The following is a 12,070-nucleotide window of genomic DNA, read 5'->3' on the forward strand; positions in this document are numbered from 1 at the left end:
CCCTTACCGGTACAGCTGAACAACGTCGCGGAAGATACCGCCGAACCCGTTGCCGCCACTGCCAACGCCCGAGACGTCTGGAAAACCAACAACCTCGCCGTGGATGTCAAAGCTGGGTGGAGACCCACCATCATCGCCTACAGGCTCGGTCAAAAATACCGCGACGAACTGTGTAACCGGAACACCAGAGGTTCTGCCGGAAACAGGGTTTTCCGTGCAGTTGATGCCGGCCGCAATCACGACGCGCCGCGCTGGATCATCGGACATTTCGCTTGAGCACATTGGGCGACCAGTTTCGGCAAGGCCCGAATTTAGTATGGATGGTGCATTGGGGTTGGAAGGAGAATTCCCATACTCGATTTCGCGTAGGTACATTCCATAGCGCGTGCCAGCGAACACGGTGTTGGTACCGCTAAGTGGGGGTAGATGAGCATCGCTTCCAACCCCGTCCTCTAACGCATCCAAGTGTGAAAGGTCATGGTTCGCGTTCAAATAACCTTGGCGATCCCAAGTACCGTCACCGAAGCGGCCACACGTACCTGCAATCAGACACGCATCACGGCCAAGGGCGACAGTATCCGGAGTGGCCTCTTCGCTACCTTGAATGCAAGCACCACCATTTTTCTTCTGGATGCCCTTAATAACGTTCGGCGCTGGCGCAAAGTCTGGGTCGTTCTTCTCGCTGTTAAGCGTGCTACGGAAGATGTCAAAGCGGACGTTGAACGCTGCATTCGTGATCCCGACTTTTTGTCCCGGTTCTGTAGTCAGACCATTGGTCAGGACGCATTGGGTAATTTGGTTCTGTGCGGCGATTAGGCAAGCCAGTTTGTTCCCGCCTTCATCGGCACACACGCCCGAGGTATCTTGAAACAGGTCAAGATCGATGAAGCCAAAGTTTCCTGGCCCCCAAGCGGTCCCATTGCCACCGCTGCGCAGCAGGATCTGATCACCGACGCCCATTGTTGTTTCCCAGTCCGAGGGCAGGCAGAACATAAGGGGCGAAATATCACAGGCCGCCTTGGAATAACCTGCAACGGCTTCAGCTGAGAGCGTCAGTGCCGTAATTCCGTCGCCACCGACGAGGCGGTTTAATGCGGACGCCAGATTCATTCTGAACGATTTTGGCGTCAGGACGACCTGAGCAAACTTGGCCTCGCGCGGGTCAGTTGTGGCATCCGCACCCAGCGGATCGAGATCCGAAGCGGGCAGGGCGGAATGAAATGTCAGAGTGAAATCGGTTGAGCCTGACAGTGATCTCGACCCATCCGCGAATGTCTGACTGCGGCTAATCAAAGTAACAGCTGCATTTGTCGAACGTGTCAGCGCATCGGGTTGCCCGTCCAATTCTGCTGCCGCGGCTAATGCAACATGGTCAGCGTAAGATTGGAGTTCCGCATGGGTTGAGCTTAACCGACCGACATCCATGGTGATCGCAAAGAAGCCAAGAAAAGCTACAAGCGCTGTCCCCCAAAGGAGAACAATCGTGCCGCGTTCGTCCTTTGCAATGCGAGATATGACTGCTTTGGGAAGCATGGCTCGACCTTATTGTCCGGCGCTCTGGCGAATTTCGATTTCACGAGTGCTGGCTTGCGTGTCAGGCGTCACGATTGCAGGTGTCACTTCGGCATCCGTCTGATTGCTGGACTCAGCTTCGCCAGCAGGTTCTGACTCAGTGGCAGCATCGTTATTCAGACGATTCCTCTGGATGGTCACGAGCTCGGATTTAGTACCCCGATTCAATCGAACAGTTGGTTGGACTTCCGCATTTTCAACCGGCCCTTCTTCCTGCAGAAGGTCGCGCAGGCGAACCATCTCCATCACTTCGTCTTCGACACCGTCCAGCGTTCTAAGCGTCAGGCTAAGAGTTCCCGCCCTTTGCGCCAGCGCAAGACGTTGACCTTGTTGGGGTGTAACTTCCACCGTAATGGTGCGGGCGACCCCGGGTTGATCGCTTAACTCTTCAGATTGCTGGTCTACGCCAATAACCCTGATTTTCTGTAAAATGGTTACGGCAGCTAGTTCACCACCCGAGCTTTGAGTCATGAGAATATCAACCCAGTCACCCGGTGTTACAAAACCGCCGACCGCCGTCTCCGCGTTGACCCTAATCGCCATTGCGCGGGTATTCTCGCCCAGTTTCTGAACCAGCGTTACTTTTTCGCCATAGCCCGAAACCTTAGACTGAATAATAATTTCGCCGGGGAAGAAGCTTCCCTTCGCGCGTCTTAACTTTTTGTTATTGCTAGGGACAAGCGTGTCTATATCAGTGAAGACACCCGGAAGCAGCGCGTCGCGCGGCCAAGGGTGAAGTGTGACGTGATGTCTTTCAATCGTCTGCCCAAAGGGGATTTCCGATTGTGCAATGTAAACTTCGACCAAGTCGGCATTTGATGCCGTTGGTTCAGCTGCTTGTGGATTAATCTGAATATAATCTTTCGCCAGGAACACGGACCCAGAAGCAATCGCGATTCCGAAAAGCGTGGTGAGAATGGGTCTAATACGCATCGCAGTCTCCAAAAGTTACGCTCAAAAAATTCGAAACATGTGATGATCTGTGGTTTTCGAAAATCCGGGCGGTGTATTCTGCGCCGAGACGATGAGCGACGGCGCAGAATTTTTTAGGTTTACGAATTTTGCTTCAAGCTTAAGCGTCCGGATCACACTCGGTGGTGTTCTCGACCAGCGCTTGGCAAGCTTGATCTACGTTGTCAGCGGTTGTGTCTCCCAGAAACGCAAACGCGCCTACTGCGATCGAACCAACAACCAAAAGTGCGAGGCCATATTCAACAATTGCCGCACCACTTTCTTCTTTTAGGAATTTATTCAGGAATTTAGTCATGTTTCCCCCGAAAGGTTAAATTTACACCGACGTTGCGCATTTTCACAACGCGAGCCACGCATTCGCCGTCAGCTCACGAATCAACGTAGCCGAGCAAAACTCGGTCGCCTTCCGACAAAGCTCGGAAAAATACACGCAATAGGAGAAAGTTTTCTGCTAAATAATTCTCATAGGAGATTTAGTTTAACCTTGAATTAACAGCTTATTTACTTTTCCCCGAATCACCACAGTTGGAAACAATCTGGCAAATTTATGTTGAATTGTGTGGGGATGGATGGTGTATCCTAGACAGACGGAATCAGTGATTGGAACGTGCTAAGAGGGGGCTTAGTTGTTCGATTATTCTGTAAAATAACAATAAAAACAACAGGATGATCTGGGTAAGACTTCCCGCACTTGTTTGGTAAAATAAAAAATAAGCCGTTTAAACCAGTTGCTGACTTGGCATGAACTGAACAAGTTTGTGTCAGTGGTGGGGGCTACTTAAAGGAGCCCGACTGTGTATGTTTTGGTCGGGTTGGTTAAATGGTAATGAGTGTAAGTTTTGCGAACAGCGCGCGCGCGCAAGAAAGTTTGAATTTCGTTTTAGAATGGACGCATGCCCTGACGGGAAGCAATCCCATCTCAGGAGTATTGGACCAGTTGCTTCAGTTGGTACATGCTGAAGCGGGGGTTGTCGTGCGGGCTTCGAAGTCTTCCGAAAAAATAAGCTACATAGCACGTTGCTGCGCTCAAAAGGGGAAAGCTTTTCCTACTCAACCTCAAACGCATGCTAAAAATGTGTTGGGTAGCTGGTTCGAAACTGCAAAAGCTGGGTCCGTTTGGAAATCGTCAGAGATTAGGCATGATGGACGCTCGGCTTTTTGGGCCGTGCGGTCCAAGCCGGTTGGTATTGACGAGGTTATTGTTGTTCCTCTGGAAGCGAATGCGGACCACCTAGATCTTTTGGAGCTGCACTTCTCAAAGAAACCCAGAGACTACGAACTGGATTTGTTAGGCATGTTAGCTTCTACATTGGCTAATGGTTGGAGCAGACGCGTTCCAGGCGCAATTTCGTCCCAGTGCAAGCAGGGGCGGGGGAATCATCTGAGAGCGGTTAAGAGCGATATTCACATACCAATCCTAGATCCGCGAAATCCGGCAGAACTAAGTCGGAGTGAGTTCCGGATCTGTGCCATGATGAAGGAAGGCATGACAGCGAAAAATATTTCTCAAACGCTGTCAGTTTGTCAGACTACGGTACGCTCGCACCTCAGTTCGATCTTTGCCAAGACGGGTGTTTCTAATCAAGTCGAGTTGTTGCATCTCTTGAACCGAAAAGCTGAAGCTCAGAGCAATTTCGATAGCATTGCCGTGGCGCGTTCTGGTTAAGTGCTATCGGAAACAACTTGAGTCACTGCTATAAAGGCAATGGGGATTTGGATAATTTCCATTGCCTTTATTTTTTAGATATTTCCTAAAAAAATCAGAATTTTGGACTGTAAAAGTAATCCTGAACTTTGTTGCTTTGTATTTGCGTGACGTAAAAGTTGTCGGTAGAGGGTTTTGCCTTGAATAACCCGTTTGAGGCAAAGCGGTTTTCTTAGGGCGTCCGAAATCAACGACCCCTCTAATCCACTAGGTTTCAGCTCTGACACCTTAACCCTAGTCGATTGCGCTTTGATAAGTTTTGAAACTTGCGATCAAGAAATCCTCAAAACGGAGAGGAGGATTTAATACAAGATTTCGCACACCAGGTTGTGACTTATTCCAACAGCCGCGCCCTAAAATTGCCTTATGATTTGCTTATCTGAGGGCGCAACATGTGTGTCGGAAATAGAAAGCTACGGCTAAGTTTGTAGCAATTGTCGTTGAACTTGTACTCAGTTTAGCGTTCACCTTAGGTTAACGCGGAATTTGGTAGATTTAAGTAGCTCTTAAGTTGTATTTGGTTCTGAGGATGAACAAGCTTTTAGTCATCACTCTCCTAGTCGCGGTCCTCCCACTTCTTTTGGCGGAAGAGGGGTACGCTGCCCCGCGCGAAATGAAACAGTCTGAGCTGCGTCATGCGACGACCTCAGGAGGCGTTATTCGGCTAAAAAGAGTAATTAGAGGCGTCGAAAAATACTTTGGCGGTACACCGGTAGATGCGCGTGCCTTTCAAACTGACAAAGTCTATTATCGAATTCTTGTCAAAAAACCTAACGGGACAATCGTAAGCGTAATTGTAAACGCTCAAACTGGGGTTGTTGTGCCCAACCGCTCGACAGTCGCTCGGCAAATATCCAATGCAGCTAAGTCCACACAAGCAACGTCAGCCAATGCCGCGTCTCAAGCGAAATCTGATAACAGCAATACTCAAGGCAATAGCAGTAATAGCAACAGCGGTGGGAACGGTAACGGCAACAGCGGTGGCAACGGCAACAGCGGTGGCAACGGTAACGGTGGCGGAAACAGCGGTGGTAACGGCGGCGGCAATGGCAACGGTAACGGCGGCGGAAACAGCGGTGGCAACGGTAACGGCGGCGGAAACAGCGGTGGCAACGGTAACGGCGGCGGCAATGGCAACGGTGGTGGTAATGGCAACAGTGGAGGCAAAGGCAAAAAATAATTCTTAAAATTCTTTTCAGGCACCTGTAGTAATTAGTTATGAGAATTTTACTCGCTGAAGATGAACCGCACCTCTGCGACCAGGTAAAAAAACTTCTGAACGCTGAGGGTCGCGTAGTGGACGTTGTTAATAACGGCGTAGACGCCCTGCATATGGGGGCGACTGAAGACTACGACATGATCATCCTTGACCTCGGCTTACCGCAGCGCGACGGTATCTCTGTCTTGCGCGAATGGCGTGGAGATGGGGTGAAAACGCCGGTTTTAATCCTGACAGCCCGAGACGGTTGGAGCGAACGCGTTGATGGTTTAGATGCCGGCGCGGATGATTACATAACCAAGCCATTCCATCTGCCCGAACTGGCCGCGCGAGTGCGCGCCATATTGCGCCGCCAGAGTGGGCAGTTGAACCCAAAAATCGAAATGGGAGGCATCGTTCTCGACACGCGCAATGGGCGAGTAACTGCGGATGGGCTTCCGGTGAGTCTGACCGCACAAGAAATTGCGGTGCTCACTTATCTTGCTCACAATGCCGGTCGCATGATCCCAAGAGCCGAGCTGTCGGAACACATTTACGAATACGACAGCGATCGGGATTCGAACACCATTGCGGTGTTCATTAACAGGCTGCGTAAGAAACTCGGACCGGACCTCATCACAACGATCCGAGGTCGCGGATATATGATCGATACAGCCTGATGCTGTCACTTCGACAACGTGCTTTGGTAGGTGGGATCGCCTCCGGGGCGTTGTCCGTCGGCGTCGGCACATTGGCTGTGTTTTCGTATATCGATTCCAGAGTCTCTGAGCGGTTCGACACCGCGCTCAGAGATCGTCACACTCAGCTTGTCGTCGGGCTGAGTGTCGCAACCCAAAACCCCGAAGCTTTGCGCGATCTAATGTTCGATCCGAATTATAGTACGCCGTTTTCTGGTCGGTACTGGCAAGTTACGAATGACGCTGGAGAAATTTTCACATCGGCCTCTCTCTTTGATGCAGTTATAGATGAACCGTCCGGCGACGACGAAGGCGCAACAATTTGGAATACGTCAGGCCCTGAAGGCGAGGCTTTGCGCAGCGTCTATCAAGAAATCACATATGAAGATGGAAGCGTTTGGGGCATCAGCGTTGCTGAAAGCCAGGCTCAGCTAATCAACGAAAGAAGGGCGGCTCAACGAAGTCTGTTGCCGGTATTCGCGGTCGTTGGCTTTATCTGTGTCATAAGTTCTTTGCTACTGACCTCGGCAATCCTCAGGCCACTTCGTAAACTGCGTACTGATGTTGCGCATCGCTGGGATTCGGACGACGATCTGACCCCAAATGATTACCCGGATGAAGTGGCGCCATTGGTCGGAGACCTGAACCAGCTGTTGCACCGAAACAGAGAAATCGTGTCCGGCTCTCGCAGGCAGGCCGCTGATTTGGCGCACGCATTAAAGACCCCGACAGCCATTTTGAGAAATGAGCTGATTACGCTGTCCGAAGACGGTGCCAAAACTGACATTGCGGAGGAGGCGTTGAGCCGGATTGACGCTCAATTGGGCCGCTCGCTTGCACGCATGAGGTCTATAAATACTGCGGAATTAACTCATTCACGAACGAACCTATCGAACTCGGTCAGCAGATTGACGCGTTTATTTACCAGAATGACCGCTGAACAAGGCAAGAGTCTTGTCCTCATGGACAACCCGGAAATCTGGGTTCGGATGGATGTGCAGGATGTCGAAGAAGTACTTGGGAACCTGCTGGACAACGCCGTGAAATGGTGTCGCAGCACTGTGCACTTAACCTTAGCCCGAAAGGAAAGCGGCATTGAAGTCAGGGTTGAAGATGACGGACCCGGAATTCCCGAAGTCGCCCAGCGTGAGGCGCTCCGCTCTGGCGGTCGATTGGATACTTCAGTCAGCGGCACTGGACTGGGACTGGCCATTGCCGTTGACTTACTAAATGCCTACGGCGCGCGTCTTGAATTGGGGAAATCAAAGTCCCTTGGTGGGTTGCAAAGCCGCGTGGTTATACCGACCGTATCTCGCGCAACCTCTGCATAAATGATCAAACCCGTACCGTGGCGATCCGTTAAGTTTTGGTGCCAATGAGCTGAAATCGTTCTGTTCAGCAGAGGGCGATTACTGAATTGACTCCTATCGTTATTTATTGTTTTGCGACATTGCCTTGTCGGTTTGTTGAATGCCTCGCAGCATTTTGCCCTCAAGATGGTTTGCAATATAGCGCGGGGGCAGGCGAACAGTGACCACGTTCGGAGAAGTGCCCAAAAACGAAGTGATCTAACTTTCTTTGACCTCTCCGCTGTTATGTGAACCACAGTGTGACAGGAGTTGACGAAAGTGACTTCCAGACCTCTTGACCATATTCGTGTTCTAGACTTCGGCCAGTATCTCGCCGGACCGCTGGTTGGGATGATGTTAGCTGATATGGGGGCTGACGTTATTAGGATCGATCCTCCGAACGGCCCTCGGTTGAAGGAACCGGCCACTGATATGTTGTCGCGCGGAAAGACGGCTCTCACATTAGACCTAAAGACATCCGAAGGCTTGAAGACGGTGAAAGAGCTGATCAAGCGTGCAGATGTCGTGATTGAAAATTTCCGCCCTGGAGTTATGAAGCGGCTGGGTTTGGGTCCTAAAGTGCTGCGCCAGGTTAACCCACGGATCGTTTCGTTGTCGCTGCCAGGTTTCGCGTCCAACGATCCCGCGTTGGCGGACATTCCCGCGTGGGAAGCTGTAATTGCCGCACGAACAGGTCAGTTCACGGATATGGGATTGAACAGGCGACTGATGGGCGTCAATCCGTCGTTTACCCCTTTGACGCTTGCGTCGGCTTATGGGGCTTCCTTCGGTGCAATGGCAGTGCAGTTTGCGCTGCTGGCCCGAGATAAACACGGTGGAGATCATATCGAGGTTCCACTGGCCTCGGCGCTTCTTGAAGGGCTTGTCTATAACTGCGAACAGATTGAGGACTATCCCGAACGTTACAAGTCGCCACGCGAAGCAGAGCTTGATCGTCGCTCTGCCGAAGGATTGCCGATGGACCTCAGCTTTGCCGAGCTAGAGGAGTTTCTGGACCCATTCTACCGCACTTATACCTGTGCCGATGGCCGCGGGTTTTATGTAGTTGCAGGCAGTGTGAAAACGCATCCGCGTCGCGTGTTGGAAACCCTAGGGTTGAAGGACTTAGCTGACCAGCTGCCTGATTTTGACGCTTACCTTGATAAGGCAGAATGGCCAGATGAATGGTCGATGCGGAATTACCCAGTTGGCGCCCGTGATCGCGCGCAGGTATCTGGCGCTATGAAGGCGGCGTTTTTGACCAAACCTTCGCATGAATGGGAAGCCTTGTTTGGGTCTGCGAAAGCTCCGGCGACGGCGCAACGTTTCAGCAAGGAATGGTTGACCGATCCGCACGCGCTGGCGTCGGGAATGGTCCTTGAAGTCAGCGACCCGCGTCATGGTCCCATGCGGCAGATAGGCAATGTAGCTTGGCTTGCCGACGACATGGCGTGTGTTGAAAAAGAACCGGGACCTAAACCGGATAGTGCGCAGGTTTCTCAAATTTTGGCCGAAAAACCGCGTACCGGCATTGCTGGTGCTCGCAAAGGTGGTTGGCTGGACGGGTTGAAGGTCGTTGATCTGACGAACGTGATCGCCGGACCTACCATCGGCTCAACGCTTGCTCGATTTGGCGCAAAGGTGACATCAGTTCAACCAGTCGAACCCTCGGTAGATCCCTGGAATACAATAGTTTTTGGTCTTCACGCGCATCGCGGCAAAAAAAGCGTTTTGTTGAATCTGAGTTCGGACGATGGCCGGGACGCTCTGAATAGGTTGATCGCGGACGCGGACATCGTCACGATGAACGGTACGGATGCACAGCGCGACGCCTTGGGGCTTAGCCCAGCGCGACTGGCCGAAATCAATGCTCGCCTCATTTTGGTGCAACTCGACGCATTTGGTGGCCCAAAGCGGGGGCCAAAGTCGGACCACCTGGGATATGACGATCTGGCACAGGCGGCGACTGGCGTAATGGTTCGATTTGGCGGTGGGATGGATACACCGGAAGAGCACGCACATTTCGGCACTATTGACGTTTTGACGGGATACTGCGCGTGCGTTGCACTAGGTGGAGCCCTTCTACGTTTGCAGAAAACTGGTAAGGGCGGCATTGCCCGCTCCGCGCTGGCCGGAGCGGGAAATCTGATTCAAGCGCAACTGATGTATGACTTCGAAGGTCGCGCTCCGTTCGATGAACCGGCTGGACGGAATGCCTTGGGCTGGGGACCGTTTTATCATTGCTACCGTGCGGCGGATTGCTGGATGTTTTTCGCAGCTCCTTCCGAACAACGGGACGCGTTTCGCAAAGTGCCCGAACTTGCAGATTTGGCCGACGTCGAGGACACTGAATTACACTCGCTTTTGTCGGATCGTTTTTCATCGCAACCAGTGTCGCATTGGGAGAAAGTTTTTTCCCAAGGTTCCAGCGCGGTAATGCCGCTTGGTTCGCTACACCAAACGCGCGACGCCGCGCTGCAACTGGAAAGCGCCGAAGGAATTGATCTTGATCGTGCAACATTTAGGGTCATTCGTCATGACCAGCACCCGATGGGCCGCTGGTGTGATCTGGTCGCGCCAAACGCCATACGTCCCGAGCGTGCGGAAATTCTTATTCCGGGGCCGATGCAGAAGTATGGCAATGATACGCGTAGCGTACTTAGTGAGCTTGGGTTTGTAGAAAGTCAGATTGACGCCATGATACAGGCAGGCGCAGCAGGTGAAGGCTGGTCTCGCAAATATCTTCCGGATTAAGGGGAGGCTCAATGAAGGCTTCGGAAACGCCAAAACCTGCGACGACACCAAGGACAAGGGCCAAGGCGCGTCATATTCTGGATAACTACTATATCGGTCCGTCTCGTGATGAAGCCGTTCTTGAGATTTGGGGTTATACGGAACACATGACCTATGCCCCGGGCGATGTACTGCAGTTCCGGGTTTCGACGACAGCAAAAACGTGGGACCTGGAAATCGGACGGGACGGCTTTCGCTATGAGCCTGTGTTTAAGAAAACCGGCTTGAAAGGGCGGCATCAACCCACACCAGAAGATTGTTCGGTCGTGGGTTGCGGTTGGGACGTGTCTTTCGAACTAACCATCCCCGATGACTGGCGCGAAGGTGGCTACCTTGTGACCTTTACCGCCGAGCGGGACGGGGATCGGGTCGAAGAGCATCACCTGTTTCTGCTTCGTCGGTCAGACAAAAAGCCTCCTGCGCCATATGTGCTGGTTGGCGCATCAGGCACATGGTTGGCCTACAACTGCTGGGGTGGGTCAAATCATTACGAAGGGATCACCGGCCCAAACCGTAATGAGTTTTCGCCGGTGGTATCAACTCAACGCCCTTGGACCCGAGGGTTTTGTAAACTGCCCCAAGGCGCGCCTCGTGCAGTTCCAGACACTCCGCATGTGCCGGGTACGATGGTACGCTATCCGTACATGGAGTGGGCCTACTCCTATGGGTATTCCAAGAAATACGCTTCGGCGGGATGGGCCAGCTACGAACGTCATTTTGCGATTTGGGCCGAAGCGCAAGGGTTCGAGTTCGACTTTGCCACGCAGCATGATCTGGAGGCTGATCCAGATCTTTTGGCTCGCTACAAATGCGCAGTGTTCGTAGGGCATGACGAGTATTGGTCGGCAAACATGCGGGATGCGGTGGATCGTTACATAGTCGGCGGCGGTCGAATTGCACGCTTCGGTGGGAATTTTCTATGGCAAACCCGCATCGCGGACGGTGGCACGACGCAGGTCTGCTATAAATATGCGGCAGATCAGGACCCGCTAAATGGTACGGATCAAGATCATCTTGTGACCACCGCGTGGGAGGCAGCCCCTGCAAACAGACCCGGCGCACAAACCTTCGGGCTGAACGGATTAAAAGGGGTTTACGCCGGATTGGGACGTAGCGTGGGGCAAGGTAGCGGAGGGTTCACAGTGTACCGACCCGACCATTGGGCACTTCAGAATACTCAGTTGGGATATGGCGATCAGTTGGGGGCGGGCTCGCGTATATTTGGTTACGAAGTGGACGGGGTCGACTATCAGATGAAGGATGGTCTGCCGTTTGCAACCGGTACCGATGGAGCTGACCAGAAGATGGAAATCTTGGCGCTAGGGCTTGCTACAAATGTTGAGCCTTCGCATGGGGATTGGGGAGAAACCGTCTACATCGGTGACGATGATGCAGCGTTCAAAGCCCGAGCAATTTTCGGTGACCTCACCCCCGAGAATCTGGATCGCAGCATACGAGGAAACGGAGCAATCATCCACTGGCAACGTGGGCAGGGCGAAGTCTTTAATGCGGGTACCTGCGAATGGGTGATGGGTTTAGCTCGGCGCGATTGGCAGGTCGAAAAAATAACGCGAAACGTACTTTGCAGGCTCGGCGACGTTGTTTCGGCTTAATTGCGCGCAGATATGAAATGTTGTCCACGAAGGGTCCGTAAAAGCAGCAAGACTCTTCGTTTATCAACGGTTTCTGGGTGGCCGAAGGGGCAACTCCGGCAAGCGACGCCGCAGCAACTAATTTAACTTCCAAGTCTGCGGCGCAAGTATGTCATCATACTACAATTTAT

At 52.4% G+C, this 12,070-nt stretch carries 9 protein-coding genes; 6 read left to right on the forward strand and 3 right to left on the reverse strand.

What is annotated here, in order from left to right; translation table 11 throughout:
• Positions 1-3: 3 nt before the first annotated feature.
• The 3 genes from ACR0L3_RS03790 to ACR0L3_RS03800 form a co-directional block, all read right to left on the reverse strand.
• A complete protein-coding gene (locus ACR0L3_RS03790) occupies positions 4-1,533 on the reverse strand; it encodes a pilus assembly protein TadG-related protein (protein WP_480743773.1) in 1,530 nt (509 codons plus the stop codon).
• A 9-nt stretch (positions 1,534-1,542) separates the two neighbouring features.
• Complete coding sequence (cpaB, locus tag ACR0L3_RS03795; protein ID WP_480743775.1) at positions 1,543-2,505, reverse strand: Flp pilus assembly protein CpaB; 963 nt, start codon at positions 2,503-2,505, stop codon at positions 1,543-1,545.
• A gap of 139 nt (positions 2,506-2,644) precedes the next feature.
• Positions 2,645-2,839, reverse strand: coding sequence for a Flp family type IVb pilin (locus ACR0L3_RS03800; RefSeq protein ID WP_480743777.1), 195 nt, complete (start codon positions 2,837-2,839; stop codon positions 2,645-2,647).
• Positions 2,840-3,370: 531 nt separating this feature from the next.
• Between ACR0L3_RS03800 and ACR0L3_RS03805 the strand changes: the two genes are divergently transcribed.
• The 6 genes from ACR0L3_RS03805 (at position 3,371) to ACR0L3_RS03830 (ending at position 11,900) form a co-directional block, all read left to right on the forward strand.
• The gene (locus ACR0L3_RS03805; protein ID WP_480743778.1) at positions 3,371-4,210 is read left to right on the forward strand and encodes a helix-turn-helix transcriptional regulator; all 840 of its coding nucleotides are present in this window, start codon (positions 3,371-3,373) and stop codon (positions 4,208-4,210) included.
• Between the two features lie 568 nt (positions 4,211-4,778).
• Positions 4,779-5,429 carry a PepSY domain-containing protein gene (locus tag ACR0L3_RS03810; protein WP_480743779.1) on the forward strand — a complete coding sequence of 217 codons (651 nt, stop codon included), beginning with the start codon at positions 4,779-4,781 and terminating at the stop codon, positions 5,427-5,429.
• A 38-nt stretch (positions 5,430-5,467) separates the two neighbouring features.
• Complete coding sequence (locus tag ACR0L3_RS03815) at positions 5,468-6,127, forward strand: response regulator (RefSeq protein WP_480743781.1); 660 nt, start codon at positions 5,468-5,470, stop codon at positions 6,125-6,127.
• Positions 6,127-7,476, forward strand: coding sequence for an ATP-binding protein (locus ACR0L3_RS03820; protein ID WP_480743782.1), 1,350 nt, complete (start codon positions 6,127-6,129; stop codon positions 7,474-7,476). The genes ACR0L3_RS03815 and ACR0L3_RS03820 overlap by 1 nt, the downstream gene beginning before the upstream one ends.
• 297 nt (positions 7,477-7,773) lie before the next feature.
• Entirely contained in the window at positions 7,774-10,248 is a 2,475-nt protein-coding gene (locus ACR0L3_RS03825) for a CoA transferase (protein WP_480743784.1), read from the forward strand.
• Between the two features lie 11 nt (positions 10,249-10,259).
• Entirely contained in the window at positions 10,260-11,900 is a 1,641-nt protein-coding gene (locus tag ACR0L3_RS03830; RefSeq protein WP_480743785.1) for a N,N-dimethylformamidase beta subunit family domain-containing protein, read from the forward strand.
• Positions 11,901-12,070 lie beyond the last annotated feature (170 nt).

The organism is Ruegeria sp. CK1 (assembly GCF_056536545.1).